The organism is Nocardia sp. CA-135398 (assembly GCF_050955845.1).
In the GTDB taxonomy this organism is placed as follows: Bacteria; Actinomycetota; Actinomycetes; order Mycobacteriales; family Mycobacteriaceae; genus Nocardia.
In genome coordinates this window covers 5,867,326-5,881,305 of the sequence record NZ_CP192084.1, presented here as the reverse complement: position 1 = coordinate 5,881,305, position 13,980 = coordinate 5,867,326, and the positions used below count along the sequence as shown (strand labels likewise).

15 protein-coding genes and 1 pseudogene are annotated in these 13,980 nt (G+C 63.7%); 10 read left to right on the top strand and 6 right to left on the bottom strand.

Annotated features, from left to right (window positions below; all coding sequences use genetic code 11):
• The first annotated feature begins 119 nt into the window (after positions 1 to 119).
• From ACQP1T_RS25805 to ACQP1T_RS25790, 4 genes are all read left to right on the top strand, one after another.
• Positions 120 to 3,764 (top strand): hypothetical protein, encoded by a 3,645-nt coding sequence (locus tag ACQP1T_RS25805; RefSeq protein WP_433755665.1) that lies wholly within the window; start codon positions 120 to 122, stop codon positions 3,762 to 3,764.
• A 76-nt stretch (positions 3,765 to 3,840) separates the two neighbouring features.
• Entirely contained in the window at positions 3,841 to 3,969 is a 129-nt protein-coding gene (locus ACQP1T_RS25800; RefSeq protein ID WP_433755664.1) for a hypothetical protein, read from the top strand.
• Positions 3,970 to 4,133: 164 nt separating this feature from the next.
• Positions 4,134 to 4,688, top strand: a complete 555-nt coding sequence (locus ACQP1T_RS25795) for a hypothetical protein (RefSeq protein ID WP_433755663.1) — start codon at positions 4,134 to 4,136, stop codon at positions 4,686 to 4,688.
• A 688-nt stretch (positions 4,689 to 5,376) separates the two neighbouring features.
• Entirely contained in the window at positions 5,377 to 5,721 is a 345-nt protein-coding gene (locus ACQP1T_RS25790; protein ID WP_433755662.1) for a hypothetical protein, read from the top strand.
• A 247-nt stretch (positions 5,722 to 5,968) separates the two neighbouring features.
• Here the strand turns inward: ACQP1T_RS25790 and ACQP1T_RS25785 are convergent, their stop codons facing one another.
• Both ACQP1T_RS25785 and ACQP1T_RS25780 read right to left on the bottom strand, forming a co-directional pair.
• Positions 5,969 to 6,766 carry a transposase gene (locus ACQP1T_RS25785; RefSeq protein WP_433755661.1) on the bottom strand — a complete coding sequence of 266 codons (798 nt, stop codon included), beginning with the start codon at positions 6,764 to 6,766 and terminating at the stop codon, positions 5,969 to 5,971.
• A 128-nt stretch (positions 6,767 to 6,894) separates the two neighbouring features.
• On the bottom strand, positions 6,895 to 7,179 hold the full coding sequence (locus ACQP1T_RS25780) for a hypothetical protein (protein ID WP_433762354.1): 285 nt from the start codon (positions 7,177 to 7,179) through the stop codon (positions 6,895 to 6,897).
• A gap of 182 nt (positions 7,180 to 7,361) precedes the next feature.
• Between ACQP1T_RS25780 and ACQP1T_RS25775 the strand changes: the two genes are divergently transcribed.
• The 6 genes and pseudogenes from ACQP1T_RS25775 to ACQP1T_RS25750 all read left to right on the top strand — a co-directional run bounded on the left by ACQP1T_RS25775 (position 7,362) and on the right by ACQP1T_RS25750 (position 10,166).
• Positions 7,362 to 7,487, top strand: a complete 126-nt coding sequence (locus ACQP1T_RS25775; protein ID WP_433755660.1) for a hypothetical protein — start codon at positions 7,362 to 7,364, stop codon at positions 7,485 to 7,487.
• A gap of 738 nt (positions 7,488 to 8,225) precedes the next feature.
• Positions 8,226 to 8,732 (top strand): hypothetical protein, encoded by a 507-nt coding sequence (locus ACQP1T_RS25770; protein ID WP_433755659.1) that lies wholly within the window; start codon positions 8,226 to 8,228, stop codon positions 8,730 to 8,732.
• On the top strand, positions 8,729 to 8,950 hold the full coding sequence (locus tag ACQP1T_RS25765; RefSeq protein WP_433755658.1) for a hypothetical protein: 222 nt from the start codon (positions 8,729 to 8,731) through the stop codon (positions 8,948 to 8,950). The genes ACQP1T_RS25770 and ACQP1T_RS25765 overlap by 4 nt, the downstream gene beginning before the upstream one ends.
• A 172-nt stretch (positions 8,951 to 9,122) precedes the next feature.
• Positions 9,123 to 9,317 (top strand): annotated as a pseudogene (locus tag ACQP1T_RS25760) (TetR/AcrR family transcriptional regulator); the annotation flags it as partial.
• Complete coding sequence (locus ACQP1T_RS25755) at positions 9,318 to 9,776, top strand: hypothetical protein (protein WP_433762579.1); 459 nt, start codon at positions 9,318 to 9,320, stop codon at positions 9,774 to 9,776.
• A gap of 9 nt (positions 9,777 to 9,785) precedes the next feature.
• The gene (locus ACQP1T_RS25750) at positions 9,786 to 10,166 is read left to right on the top strand and encodes a PPOX class F420-dependent oxidoreductase (protein ID WP_433755657.1); all 381 of its coding nucleotides are present in this window, start codon (positions 9,786 to 9,788) and stop codon (positions 10,164 to 10,166) included.
• An 82-nt stretch (positions 10,167 to 10,248) separates the two neighbouring features.
• Here the strand turns inward: ACQP1T_RS25750 and ACQP1T_RS25745 are convergent, their stop codons facing one another.
• From ACQP1T_RS25745 to ACQP1T_RS25730, 4 genes are all read right to left on the bottom strand, one after another.
• The gene (locus tag ACQP1T_RS25745) at positions 10,249 to 11,145 is read right to left on the bottom strand and encodes an AraC family transcriptional regulator (protein ID WP_433755656.1); all 897 of its coding nucleotides are present in this window, start codon (positions 11,143 to 11,145) and stop codon (positions 10,249 to 10,251) included.
• Positions 11,146 to 11,234: 89 nt separating this feature from the next.
• A complete protein-coding gene (locus ACQP1T_RS25740; protein ID WP_433754477.1) occupies positions 11,235 to 12,452 on the bottom strand; it encodes an IS110 family transposase in 1,218 nt (405 codons plus the stop codon).
• A gap of 79 nt (positions 12,453 to 12,531) precedes the next feature.
• A complete protein-coding gene (locus ACQP1T_RS25735) occupies positions 12,532 to 13,020 on the bottom strand; it encodes a DUF4345 family protein (RefSeq protein WP_433755655.1) in 489 nt (162 codons plus the stop codon).
• Positions 13,021 to 13,073: 53 nt separating this feature from the next.
• The gene (locus ACQP1T_RS25730; RefSeq protein ID WP_433755654.1) at positions 13,074 to 13,832 is read right to left on the bottom strand and encodes an SDR family NAD(P)-dependent oxidoreductase; all 759 of its coding nucleotides are present in this window, start codon (positions 13,830 to 13,832) and stop codon (positions 13,074 to 13,076) included.
• Positions 13,833 to 13,980: the final 148 nt, after the last annotated feature.

Genomic DNA, 13,980 nt, shown 5'->3' with positions numbered 1-13,980 from the left:
GTCTGTGGGGTATTCGGGGGGTGGGGGGTATTCCGGGCGTGAGGGCACCACGAAGCGGTGCCCTCACAGCGCTTGCGATGCACCGTCGTTATACGGAACTCGAGAAGAGGGAGGCTTCCATGAGCACAGCAGCTATCGCTATCGAGGCCATTACCACGGTCGCGGGTACCGGCACCGAGGGCTACAGCGGCGACAACCGGCCCGCCACCGACGCCGACCTTGACTACCCGGAGGGTGTGGCGGTGGACGGGGCGGGCAACCTCTACATCGCCGAACGCTACAACCATCGGGTGCGGAAGGTGGATCATGCCACCGGTGTCATCACCACGGTGGCGGGTACAGGCACCGCGGGCTACAACGGCGACAACAAGCTCGCCATCGACGCCGACCTCAACGCCCCGTTCGGGGTGGCAGTGGACGGGGTGGGCAACCTCTACATTGTCGACCGCGTCAACTATCGGGTGCGGCGGGTGGATCATGCCACCGGTGTCATCACCACGGTGGCGGGTACAGGCACCGCGGGCTACAACGGCGACAACCAGCTCGCCATCGCCGCCGACCTCAATGTCCCGGAGGGTGTGGCGGTGGACGGGGTGGGCAACCTCTATATCGCCGACCTCCACAACCATCGGGTGCGGAGGGTGGATCCAGCCGGGGTCATCACCACGGTGGCGGGTACCGGCGCCGAGGGCTACAACGGCGACGACCAGCCCGCCATCCACGCCGAACTTGACTACCCGGAGGGTGTGGCGGTGGACGAGGCGGGCAACCTCTACATCGCCGAACGCTACAACCATCGGGTGCGGAAGGTGGATCATGCCACCGGGTTCATCACCACGGTGGCAGGTACCGGCACCGAGGGCTACAACGGCGACAACCAGCCCGCCATCGACGCCGAACTCCACTACCCGAACGGTGTGGTGGTGGACAGGGCGGGCAACCTCTACATCGCCGATGAAGGCAACCAGCGGGTGCGGAGGGTCGATCCAGCCACCGGGTTCATCACCACAGTGGCGGGTACCGGCGCCGCGGGCTACAACGGCGACAACCAGCCCGCCATCGACGCCGACCTTGACTACCCGGAGGGTGTGGCGGTGAACGGGGCGGGCAGCCTCTACATCTCCGACACTGTCAATCATCGGGTGCGGAGTGTGGAGGCTGTCGTCTTCTCGGTTGCTCAGGATCCACCGGATCCGGTGGTGATGACGGCGGGGGTGAGCACGCAGCTGGCGTTCACGGTGTCGGCGAACACCACGGTTACCGGTCAGACCATCACCCTCGATTTCCCGTCAGGCGTCGGTCTGGCACCGAGCGGTGTCGTCCGCTACGTCTGCCCGGACACCGGCACCGACACAGAGCTGCCCGTCACGGTCGGCGCGGACGGGTCGGTGAACGTCATCGCCGAGGAGATCACGACCTCGACGACATGCTTCTACACCGCCGACGTCTGGGCCCCGGCCTTCATCGAGGGGGTCTTCGGGGGTGTCCTCGAGGGCGCCATCTCGATCGGCGGCACCACCGAGCCGATCCGCTTCCGCGTGGCAGAGCCTGTCTTCACGGTCGTTCAGGATGCCCCGGATCCGGTGATGATGACGGCGGGGGTGACCACGCAACTCGAGTTCACGGTGTCGGCGAACTGCACGGTTCCCGCCGGTCAGACGATCACCCTCGGTTTCCCGTCCGGGGTGGGCTTGGCGCAGGGCGGTGTCGTCCGCTACGTCTGCCCGGACACCGGCACCGACACAGAGCTGCCCGTCACGGTCGGCGCGGACGGGTCGGTGAACGTCACCGCCAGCGAGATCACTGCCTCGACGACATGCTTCTACTCCGTAGATGTTCAGGCCCCGGTTTTCATCGAGGATGTCCCCGAGGGCACCATCTCCATCGGCGGCACCACCCAACCGATCCACTTCCGCGTGGAAGAGCCTGTCTTCACCGTGGTTCAGGACCCACCGGATCCGGTGGTGATGACCGGAGGGTTGACCACGCAGCTGAAGTTCACGGTGTCGGCGAACTGCACGGTTCCTGCCGGTCGAACCATCACCCTCGGTTTCCCCTCCGGGGTGGGCTTGGCGCCGGGCGGTACCGTCCGCTTCCACTGCCCGGACACCGGCACCGACACGCCGCTGCCGGTCACGACCGGCCCCGACGGGTCCGTCATCGTCACCGCCAGCGAGATCACCGCCTCGACGACATGCTTCTACACCGCCGACGTCCAGGCCCCGGCGATGCCCGGAGGCACCGTCGCCGTCGCCGGCACCAGCCAGCCGATCCACTTCAGCATCGAGGCAGCTCCCTCACAGACACGTGCAGTACACCGTCGTTATGCGGAACGTGATAAGAGGGAGGCTTCCAAGAGCACAGCACCTATCGCTTTCGGGCTCATCACCACGGTGGCGGGTACTGGCACGCAGGGCTACAACGGCGACAACCAGTCCGCCGTCAACGCCGACCTCGACATCCCGTGCGGTGGGGTGGTGGACGGGGCGGGCAACCTCTACATCGCCGATGTCGGCAACCAGCGGGTGCGAAGGGTCGATCCAGCCGGGGTCATCACCACGGTGGCGGGTACTGGCACGCAGGGCTACAACGGCGACAACCAGTCCGCTATCGACGCCGAACTCGGCCAACCGCGCAGTGTGGCGGTGGACGGGGCGGGCAACCTCTACATCGCCGACCGCAACAACCAGCGGGTACGGAAGGTGGATCATGCCACCCGGGTCATCACTACGGTGGCGGGTACCGGCACCTACGGCTACAACGGCGACAACCAGCGCGGCATCGACGCCGAACTCAACGTCCCGTTCGGTGTGGTGGTGGACGGGGCGGGCAACCTCTACATCGCCGACGTCGGCAACCAGCGGGTGCGAAGGGTCGATCCAGCCGGGGTCATCACCACCGTGGCGGGTACCGGCACCGGCGGCTACAACGGCGACAACCAGCCCGCCATCGACGCCGACCTCAACCAACCGCGCAGTGTGGCGGTGGACGGGGCGGGCAACCTCTACATCGCCGACCGCAACAACCAGCGGGTACGGAAGGTGGATCACGCCACCGGGGTCATCACCACGGTGGCGGGCACCGGCACCTACGGCTACAACGGCGACAACCAGCCCGCCATCGACGCCGACCTCAACTACCCGGAGGGTGTGGCGGTGGACGAGGCGGGCAACCTCTACATCGCCGACCTTTACAACCAGCGGGTGCGGAGGGTCGATCATGGCACTGGGATCATCACTACGGTGGCGGGTACCGGCACCGGCGGCTACAACGGCGACAACCAGCCCGCCATCGACGCCGACCTCAACTACCTGGAGGGTGTGGCGGTGGACGAGGCGGGCAACCTCTACATCGCCGACACCGGCAACCAGCGGGTGCGGCGGGTGGAGGAGGCTGTCGTCTTCTCGGTTGTTCAGGATCCACCGGATCCGGTGGTGATGACGGCGGGGGTGAGCACGCAGCTGGCGTTCACGGTGTCGGCGAACACCACGGTTACCGCCGGTCAGACCATCACCCTCGGTTTCCCTTCAGGGGTGGGTTTGGCGCCTGACGGTGTCGTCCGCTATCGCTGCCCCGACACCGGTATCGACACTTCGCTGCCGGTCACGGTCGGCCCCGACGGGTCGGTGAGCCTCACCGCGCCGGAGATCACCGCCTCGACGGCATGCTTCTACACCGCCGACGTCCAGGCCTCGACGATCCCCGAGGGCACCGTCTCCATCGGCGACACCACCCAGCCGATCCACTTCCGCATCAACCTGTAGACACATCTGGTGTAAGCGGTGCGGGGACCGGACGGGTGGATCACGATCATCGGGGTCCGCCCGGCCGGGCAACGTCGTGAACACGACGAACAATCCGGGTTCGGGCTGGTACGACATCGAGAGCGGTCGCGTCTATGCCGCGACCGATGGATACATCACCCCGAAGACCGGACGCCTCATCAATGGGCCGGACATGCGTTCATAGCCTGTGTCTGTGCATGGAGGAGATGTGGGGAGCCATCGTGCGGCACTGCCCCAGGCGGTGACCGTTCGACCGGCTCAGCCCGACGCGGCCCGGGAGGTTCGCGTGAACTGGCCGGGTCCGTGTCGTCGATTACTAGGTGAGCGCACGATCTTGTAGGAGGGGCAATGACCAGAATCGATCCGCAAAACTTCACCACCCTGCTCGACACCATCGCCCAGCGCCGCAGCGCCGGCGACGAAACAGTTTCGGCGGAGTCCTCCACTCGCATCCTCGCCCCCGAAGTCAGAGCGGCGAATATTCCGCAGGAGGTCAAAGACGCCGTTCAACCCGCCGAGACCGGCATGCTGAACCAGCTCGTCCACACCGGCGCCACCGCATCCGAGGATGCTCAGCGCGTCCTCGCCGGTGCCATCGACGCCGACGCCTTCGGGGACCGGATCAGTCAACTGATGGACAGCGCTATAACCCAGTTCGGTCAGCTGCAGGACTCGACCACTGCAAAACTCAGGGCCCTCGGCAACCAGCACCCCGACTGGCAACAGACGATCATCTCCGTATTCCAGGCGGTCAATAACCTTCTTCTCAATGCACTGGACACGGAGTGCGACTTCCTCACATTGCTGGTGTCGGACACGCCCCATCAGGCAGGTCGTGTGAACACATTTTTCGGCGACTTGGTGTCCCGCATCGAGGATGGGTGGAGTCAGATAGTGGGGTGATACCGAAAGCCCACGACCGGCGGTGGGCGGTGGCACAGCAGCTGGCAAACCAGGGCACCCAGACCACGCATTTCAACACCTGACCGACGGTCCCAGAACACCCTCCGGGACCGTCGGCCATGTGCCGCAGCCGTCGGCAGGGGCCCGACCGGTGTGTTCGCCGCGCACGGCCTGGGGGCCGACGGGCTGGGCTGTCGGAACGGTCGGCGAATGTGCGGAATCAGAACCGGTCTCGACGCGATCCTGATTCAATTGATCCGGAGATTCGCCTTGGAAGAACCGACTACGAGATCAGTGTGGCGTGACCGGCGGTGGAGGGACATCCGGTGGCGCCCTGTTCACACGGTGAGGACGCACCCATGGCTGAATTCGATGGCACGTATCCGATTGTCACCACGCCGCCCGGCGGCGGTTCCGCGCTGAAGCCCTGGCACCCCGATCCGAACCGTTGTGGATGAGACTGCCCGACGAGACGTGATTCCTCCTGGGTGGTGAATCACGTCTCCTGGGGCTGCTGCTCACACTCTGCACCGTGCGAACAGGAGCTTCTGTAAGCCGCGGCGCGGGCGCTGGTCTCGGCGACCTGTTCGTTCGGCTTCCACTCGAAATGGCGCGGGCTTCAAGCGGTCTGGCCGGGTTCGCGTCACCGATTCTGTGTGGCCAGCGCAACGAGCTGCAGGAGAGGACAATGACCAGAACCGACATGCCGGTAAACCAAAAGACCATGCCTTTGTCTAGGATTCAGGAGCCTGTCGAGCGAAACTCGGTCGGCCCGTTCCAGCTGTTCAACGACACCGATAAGCACGTCTCGGCCACCGTGACAGCCGGGGATAGCGGGCCCTTCGTAGCCGTCATCCCGCTGGCCCCCGGCGCCACCAGCGATCCGATCGAGTACGGCGACTGGGCAGACGTTCTGTTCACAGAGTCCGGCCACCAGCAAGAAATCATGTTTATGCCTAATATCGTGTGGTGGTACAGCGTCACAGGGCACATGACGCCGAACGAAGTGAACAGGGTAAGTTCCCTCAGTTGATCGGGCTGCGGGATCGGTAGAGGCAGTATTCGATTACTCAATAGTGGCCCTACCGATCCCAACTCCCGAACCGACCTGGCCGTCCAGAGGGCACGCGACGTGCTGTCAGTAGCACGAGTCAGGGCGTGGGGCTGAATCTCGCTGCCCTGATGGCTGGTTCGTGATCAAATGCTAGACCGACCTGCCTTTCAAAACGTCCGGAGATGCCGCATACCGCGATGACCAGCCAAAACAGGCCATCGAAAGATCAACGGACACAGCCGGTGTAGACCACACCGGGTGTTTGATCACCGAGCGCCTGGTGCGGTCTGATCGTGTTGTAGATGATGCGGAACCGGTGGGCCTCCATGTCGAGCGCGTCGCCATCGGTGATCGGGCCGCGGAAGAGGTGCTCGTATTTCAAGGTGCCGAAGAAGCGCTCGATCACGCCGTTGGTTTGCGGTGAGCGCACCCGGGTGCGGACGTGGCGCAGTAGCGGATCCGGTCCGGCGAACGCGGTCTTGAACACCTCCCCGCGGAAACACGGCCCGTTGTCCGACACCACCGCGATCGGCGACGCTGCCATGCCGATCACTTCCCCGACCGGCCTGAGCACCTCGGCCATCCCTCGATCGGCCCTCAGATCGTCCAATCCCAAGACACGCTGGGCCTCGGCAACTGCGAGCCGCAAACACGCCAAAGCATCGGCACCGCGCCCTGTCGGGGTCACGGTGACGGCCAGGCAGTACTTCGTGGCGTAGTCGATCACCGCGCAGATCCGCCAGATCCCGCCACCGCTCGTTTCGAACTCGCTGAAATCGGTCTGCCACACTCGATTGCGGTGTGTCGGTGGATCGCGGAACACCTTGCGCCGCAGCGCTGCCCACGACTTGCGGTCGGCCCGATACCCCACAGGGAGCAGCAACCCACGCCGCCGCAAGGCTCGCTCCACGGTCGAGGTGGATACCTCGTAGCCGTCGGCGCGCATCAACGCCGCGATCTTGCGATGCCCCCAGGCTGGCCATTCCTCGGCGTACTTCGCCGCGATCGGCTCGAACCGCTCCACCTTCGGCGAAGGCCACGGACCGCGCAGCGGATCCCCATCGCGCAGCCGAGCCAGCCGCCGACGATAGGTGCGCTCCGGGATGCCGGTCAGTCGAGCGAACCTCGAAACCGGCAGTGCCGCTGCCGCTCTCAGGGCTTCGAGGTCAACGAAGGGACCTGATCAACCAAGGCAGCGCCGTGCTGCCACACCCGCAGCTGCACGGTGGCCTCGGCCAGCGCGAGCTTCAGTTGTCCGTTCTCCATCCGTAGCCGCCGCTGCTCGGGCGAACCCTGCAATCCGGCCCGACCGGAAGGAACCTCATCGAGCGCCTTGGTTCCGGCTTCCAGGAACGCTTGCTTCCACTTGCCGATCGACGCCGTACTCACTCCGCGCCTTCGGGCGGCCTCCGCGGCACTCATCTCCCCGGGCAGCACCGACAACACCACCGCAACTTGTCCTCGACCGGAATCTTCGACCGCAGCGACCTAGCCACAGACCGGCTCCTTCCTGGCTCGACGTGCCCGGAGCGTAAACCGAGCAACCCTGCCAGAAAGTTTGACGCACTAGAGCGCTGTATCGTCGAACATATGTTCGAACCGTGCGGTATTCTCTATGGATGACTGCCCGCCTGCTCTACATGGTCGACGGCAAAGTCGTGCCGCCCGATCGTCTGGTGCGCACCGCTGCCGGGTGGGTCGAGCCCGCGCCGGTGCGTTGTCCGCGCGTTATCTGGCCCCAATGAACTCTGACCTGCACGTTTGCTGCGTAGGTTGTCGGTCGTTGTCAGCGCTTATAGCTACGCGGGCGAATTCCGACATCGTCCATCGGCGATCGGCGAACTATGGTCTCGGGTCATTCCCTGTCGAGATTGGTTGATGTCGGTCGAGAGCGATGTCGCTGACGAGGGCGTCTCAGGCTGGTGTTGACTGCGGAACGCAGGCTTATGTCGATATTCCGATTTCGGACCACCAGAGGCTGGCGCCGCCCTGCGATGCGACATGCATCGATGTGGACTGTCCTTGGTCCCTTGGCTGGTCTGCCAGGCCGAGACGTGGCAGAGCGCGGAGCGTGGAGTCCGTCGAACAGGGCTGCCTTTGATGAGAAGTACAGCAAACTTCCCAGCGCATGCGGATTCGCGATGGATCGTGCATGGATTCGACACTTTTGGGCAAGGATATCGGCCAGAGCGCTGATTTAATGTTTGGTGTCTTCATTATCTGCCTGAAGTCCGCTACACCAAGGAGGGGTGACTGATACGGATGATGGAATCCCTACCGTGACGCCGTTTCGCATCAATCGTCTGCCCGATGGACTTAAGATCGATAAACGCTCGATGCTGCTCGACTAACTCCATGAGAACGTCCGCGCGACGGCCCAAGTGGTAAGCCGGTCGGGTCACTGGAGTGGAGTGCGTGCCAAGGTGTAACTATCTAGAGCCAAGAGAACTGACTCTCTGGATATTGAGCCAACAAGGAATGCCGTGTATGAAATACTGACCGCAGAGCTGAATGAATCCTATACGGAGATCGGGAGCGGAGTGCATGTAATCCGCATTCGTTACGTTGAGCTTGCGGTCATTTCTTATTGTGAATGCACTCGCATTATCGGTCGTGCCGTTTGTATAAAATGTGCCGATAGTTGGCATATAGACTACGAATTTCCTGTGCCGTTCCCGTTCGAGCGTGTGAAGGCGTGGTCGCTGCGTGACCTGATCGGTGTCGGCCGACTGGGCGTCGGTCATGGATTGACCATGCCGGGAACGAGCATCAAGGCCGTTGTGACCAGCACTGGAGGACTGATGCCGCTAGAGGGCAGAGTGTTGGAAAACCCGGTCGCCGCTGACAACGCGGTCATCGACCAGCGACACCCTATGGCTAGTGCCTTCTCCGGAAAGGTTGGTCTGGTAATGGACTGGTGGGGCGATCGCGGGTCTGCCGGTGAGCCAGAGGTATTCGTCCGGCGTTGTCCGAGCAGGGCTGGGCCATGACGGCCGAACTATGGTTTGCGCCTGGAAGTGATGTGCACCTGCGGATCTGGTTGGGTGGCATAGTCTTCGACTACGCGGCCACCGTTGTGGCGGCCCGCAATGTGATCCACGATTGGAGCCGAAAGCGTTGGTTCACAATCGAATTGATCCGCGACACCATCGAGGAACGTCTACTGCTGCCACGCCTGCCGTACGAACGATTGTTCCTCGGGCCATGACAAGCAGGTGTAGAGCCGTGCTTTCCGATAAGCGGATCAACCTTTACGGACGAGGCACTAGGGCTGGGGAGAAGGGCGCAGACGGGCAGATGCGCGTTCGGTCTGCGGTGTCGGTGAGCAGTTATACTCAACGCCGCAATATCTTTCGCTACAGCAGTAGGGATTGGGTGTGATGCCGCCGAAACAGGTGCGGCAGCGTCGCAGTCCAACCCAGGAACGCGCCAAGGCCACACGTCGGCACATCCTGGATACCGCGGCGAAGCTGTTCGGTGAACGGGGAATCGATAACACCTCGACCAACCGGATCGCAGCGGAAGCCGAGGTGAGTGTCGGCACTGTCTATCGGTATTTCGCTGACCGTTCGGTCATGGTCGATGAGCTTCTCGAGTGGTTGCTCGTGACTGTCGAGCAGCGCATCAAACAGTGTCTGGACGAGCTGGCCGAGAAATCCAACCCGGAGTTGATTGCCTCAATTCTGACCGTCGCCACCGATGTGCTGGTGGACAACGCGTCTTTGGTGCGGGCGTTGGTGGCTGATCTACAGTTCTACGACACTGTCATTCCCGAATTCGAGCCTCGCCTCCACACGGTGATCGAGACGCTCATAAGCCGAATTCTCGGTCCCGGCGACGAGCACCAACGTCGCCGGACGACCTCCACAGCGCTCGATACCATGTTCGTCATTGTCTTGCGCACGGCACTCGAATCCGACAGCGTGTGCCGCGGCGAGTACATAGCGGCGACCTCCCGAATGATCACACACTGGATCGAGCCTCAACCATTACCGGAACCCGCAGATGGCGGATGCGTTACTCGAGAAAGGTAGGCTGCCAAAGTGGACAATCCGTTCGGCCCTGTGGGCACCGCGCGCTACGTTCTATTGACAAGTTTCAAGAAAGATGGGTCGCCGATCTCAACCCCTGTGTGGGTGGCGCTCGATAACGGCAAGCTCTATATCTCGTCCGAGCCCGATGCCGGAAAGGTCAAGCGCATCCGACGCAATTCGGATGTCACTCTGCAACCATGCAATGTCCGCGGCAAGACGCACGGTGAGATCGTGAAAGGCACCGCCGTTCTGCTCGACGAGGCCGCCAGCGTAAACGCGCGCAATGCGATCAGGCGCCGCTACGGGATACAGGGCTGGATCGCCTATCTCGCCAGCCGGTTGCAGCGCGGCAAGAACGCCAACATAGGAATCGAAATCACCGCGGCCTGACCGCCGGAATCTATGCAGCCCGGCGAACCGAGATGTGCCCGCCCCAGAGGCAATCACCGCTGAGGTCCGGATTACCTGCTGGTCAATCGCTTGCTGATCGGGTGCGGGATGCGAATCCCATCGCGTCCTGGCTGGGCGGTGCTCCGAAAAGACGGCGGTATTCTCGGCTGAACTGGGATGGACTGTCGTAGCCAACGAAATATCCGATGTCAGCGACATCTTTGGGATTTGCCGCCAAAAGGAGACGGGCCTCGTGAAGTCTGATCTTCTTCTGGTACTGCACCGGGGTCGTCTGGGTGACGGTCCGGAAGTTGCGGTAGAAGGCCGAGGGGCTCATCCCGATGAGTTCGGCGAGGTCTTCTACCAGGAATGGCTCTCGGTAGTGTTGCCGGATCCATTGCACGGCTTTGGCTATGGGGGAAAGCCTGGGATCGGCGAGTCCGATCTGGCGGACCGTCGCGCCGTGCTCGCTGGTGATCAGCCGCCACAGAATCTCCCGTTTCACCAGCGGTGCGAGGATGTCCCTGTCGCCAGGGCGGTCGAGCAGCCGTACCAGCCGCACAGTGGCGTCGAGCAGTTCGTCGGAGGCGGTGCTGAACGCGATCGCCGGTGGCGCGGCGTCGTCGGTATCCGGAATGGTGCCGGGGCCGGCCTGCAACACCAGCTCGGCGACCTCTGAGGCTTGCAGTAGCAGGCACAGGCCGAGCACTGGCCGTTCCGGTGTGGCGTCGGTGAATCGGCATTTGAGAGGCATGGCGATGGATGTCACCAGGTACTGCCCGGCCCGGTAGTCGTAGACGTGCTCGCCGTAGGCGAGACGTTTGGCGCCCTGGGCGATCAGCGTCATACGCGTTCTGGCCATGGACGGCGGTGCCGGCAAGTCCGACTCCTCCCGGCCGACCAGCAGGTCCTCAATGGCCGTCGCCCCGTCGTCTCGGGCGTGGCGGTCTAACAATATGCAGAGCTCGTCGAGCAGCATGGGCCGGATTTTAGTGCGCCAGGTGTGCGAGGACGATGACGCATCCGAGGATGAATTCCAGGGCAGCGAAAGGAGTCTCAATGACAATGTCAAGCCGCTCGGGCGGCGGTAGTCGCTGCTGTGGGCTCCCAGGTTCGGTTGTCGCGCAGCAAGGCCCACAGGACGTTGACGCGACGGCGTGCCAGGGCGATGGTGGCGCCTTTGGCGCCTTTGCCTTCGGTGCGTTTGCGGTCGTAGTAGGCGCGGGAGGTGGGACAGCATCGGATGCTGGTGAGTGCGGACATGTAGAACACCCTGCGCAGGGCGCGGTTGTAGCGTTGAGGTCGGTGCAGGCGTCCGGTGCGTTTACCGGAATCGTTGGGCACCGGCGCGAGCCCGGCGTAGGCCGCCAGATGATCGGCGGAGGCGAACCAGCCGGGATCGCCTGCGGCAGCGAGGAATTCGGCCCCGAGACGGAACCCGATGCCGGGCATGCTGGTGATCACTTCGGCGAATCGATGGCGGCGAAATCGGGCCTCGATGGCGGAGTCGAGTTCGGCGATCTGCTCATCGAGGCGCATCACCTCTTTCGCCAGCTCGGCGGCCAGCTCGGCGGCGACATCCTCGCCGGGCAGACGAGTGGTCTGGGTCTTGGCCGCGGCGACCGCCGCCGAAGCGACGGTGGTCGCGGTCTGCTCGCGCACGCCCAGGCTGGTGAGCAGGCTGATCAGACGGGCGGTGCCAGCGCGGCGAATTGCTTTGGGGCGCTGGTATCGCGACAACAACAGCACCCAGCCACGCTGGTGGGCGATGTCGGCGGCGCGTTCGAGGGCCGGGCAGATCGCGGTGAGCTGCTGGCGCAGTCGATTGATGGTCCGAGTACGGTCGCAGACAAGATCGGTGCGGCGGCCGGTGAGCAGGCGCAGTTCGAGGATCAATTCGTCGGTCGGCCGCAGTTCGGCCAGGTCGCGGCGCATGCGGGCCTGATCGGCGATGATACGGGCATCCTTGGCGTCGGTCTTGCCTTCGCTGCGATATCCGGCTGCCGCATGGTTGACGGCCTTGCCCGGCAGATACATCACGCGCTGCTGGTGGTCCCACAAAATCGCAAGCAGCAGAGCCGATTCCACGGTTGTCAGGTCCACCGCCCACGTCACTTCATCGGCTTCCAGTGCGGTGACATCGGCGAGCAACTGCGACACTGCCGCTTCGTCGTTGGCCACCCTGCGCGAAAGGATTCGGTTGCCGTCGCTGTCCATCGCGAAGGCCCAGTGGGTTTCCTTGCCCACGTCGATACCGACCCACAGCTTGCCCAACCCGACCTCCATCAGTGCGGTTCTTACAGGTCAACCCATGGACGAGCCCGCCGTCATCTCCTTAAACCAAGCGATAGTCCGCAGTTCTCAATCAGCGGCCAGGAACGTCCAGACAGGCCGGGCGGCCACTCCTTTCGAGCCGCACCACCAAGGCCGGCAAGAAAACACAAGCCTCACCCGACCCGCCCGGGGTCCAGCACAACGTACTGAACACCAACCAACTTAAGGAGAGGAACTCTGCCGGGCGGATGGGCAGACCTTTCAGAGCGATGGAGAGCATCCGTCCGGCGAACCCGAGGAAGATCGGTACAGCCAGCAGGTAGATCAGTGGACCGTGGTCGTGATCGCGGATGGTGATCCCCGCCCAGATGAACATGGGAGCCCAGCCGATGTAGACACCTGCCATGAAACGGTGGATGTGGTCCGCGGTCGCGTCGCCTCCCTTGGCTCCCTGCACTATCTGCAGCCCGGCACCGGCAACGATTACGGCTGCGGTCAGCAGCAGACAGACCATGACGGTGATGTTGGAGGCGGTGAAGGAAGCGGGGCCGTCTGCCAGCGTCAGTCCTTGTGTGTCCATAGTGAATTCGCTCTTTCGGTAGTGCGGTTGGTCTGCGCGCCGTCGCGCATTGTTCAGGCTTGTTCGGTGGGACGGACGAGGAGTTCAGCGACGGCGACGTGCCGGGGGCGGGTGACGATGTAGCCGACGGTGTCGGCGATGTCTTCGCCCTGCAGCCGTTCGATGCCGCCGATACCGGCGGCGATCTGTTCCTGGACGGCGGGTAGGTTGTGCGAGCGCAGTTCGGTGTCGACACTGCCGGGCTCGATCACCGATACACGCACGTGCTGGCGCGTCAGTTCCTGACGCAACGCCTCGCTGAAGGCACCGACACCGAACTTGGTGGCGCAGTACACCGCTGACATGCCGAAGGCCATCCTGCCGGCGAGTGAGCCGATGTTGACGATGTCGGCGACCTGACGTGGCCCATCGGCGGCCGCCTTGACCAGGTGCGGGATGGCCGCGTGGGTGCAGTACATCAACCCCATCAGGTTGATGTCGATCATGCGCCGCCAGTCGTTCAGGTCCGCGCCCGGGGCGGGACCGAGCAGCATCAAACCGGCATTGTTGACCAAAATGTCAAGGCGGCCAAGACTTTCGACCGCCCGGTCGACCGCGTCGGCAGCGGCGTCGGCGTCGGTGATGTCGGCGGACACGACAGCGGCCTGCCCACCCGCATCGGAGATCGCCGACGCAAGGTCGCTAAGACGGTCTTCGCGGCGGCCGACCACGGCCACGGCCGCACCCTGGCGGGCGAGCTCCAACGCAGTGGAGCGGCCGATTCCGCTGGAGGCTCCGGTCACCAGGGCGACAGTTCCGGCGAGACGAGTCATGGTCCTTACCTTTCGAAGAGTGTCGACATTTCCGAGTGCCCCCACACCTGAACGAGACGACCTATTCAAGCACCGTGACCTGCGGAAACGTTAGAACGATGCTGGCTTGGCCTTGCCTAATCCTCGCGTAGGACCGGAGACCCGGCCC

What these genes read in the sequence shown, in the direction of transcription:
- ACQP1T_RS25805 (WP_433755665.1), top strand. Translation starts at nt 120, where the DNA reads ATGAGCACAGCAGCTATCGCTATCGAGGCCATTACCACGGTCGCGGGT.
- ACQP1T_RS25795 (WP_433755663.1), top strand. Translation starts at nt 4,134, where the DNA reads ATGACCAGAATCGATCCGCAAAACTTCACCACCCTGCTCGACACCATC.
- ACQP1T_RS25790 (WP_433755662.1), top strand. Translation starts at nt 5,377, where the DNA reads ATGACCAGAACCGACATGCCGGTAAACCAAAAGACCATGCCTTTGTCT.
- ACQP1T_RS25775 (WP_433755660.1), top strand. Translation starts at nt 7,362, where the DNA reads ATGACTGCCCGCCTGCTCTACATGGTCGACGGCAAAGTCGTGCCGCCC.
- ACQP1T_RS25765 (WP_433755658.1), top strand. Translation starts at nt 8,729, where the DNA reads ATGACGGCCGAACTATGGTTTGCGCCTGGAAGTGATGTGCACCTGCGG.
- ACQP1T_RS25755 (WP_433762579.1), top strand. Translation starts at nt 9,318, where the DNA reads ATGGTCGATGAGCTTCTCGAGTGGTTGCTCGTGACTGTCGAGCAGCGC.
- ACQP1T_RS25745 (WP_433755656.1), bottom strand. Translation starts at nt 11,145, where the DNA reads ATGCTGCTCGACGAGCTCTGCATATTGTTAGACCGCCACGCCCGAGAC.
- ACQP1T_RS25740 (WP_433754477.1), bottom strand. Translation starts at nt 12,452, where the DNA reads ATGGAGGTCGGGTTGGGCAAGCTGTGGGTCGGTATCGACGTGGGCAAG.
- ACQP1T_RS25735 (WP_433755655.1), bottom strand. Translation starts at nt 13,020, where the DNA reads ATGGACACACAAGGACTGACGCTGGCAGACGGCCCCGCTTCCTTCACC.
- ACQP1T_RS25730 (WP_433755654.1), bottom strand. Translation starts at nt 13,832, where the DNA reads ATGACTCGTCTCGCCGGAACTGTCGCCCTGGTGACCGGAGCCTCCAGC.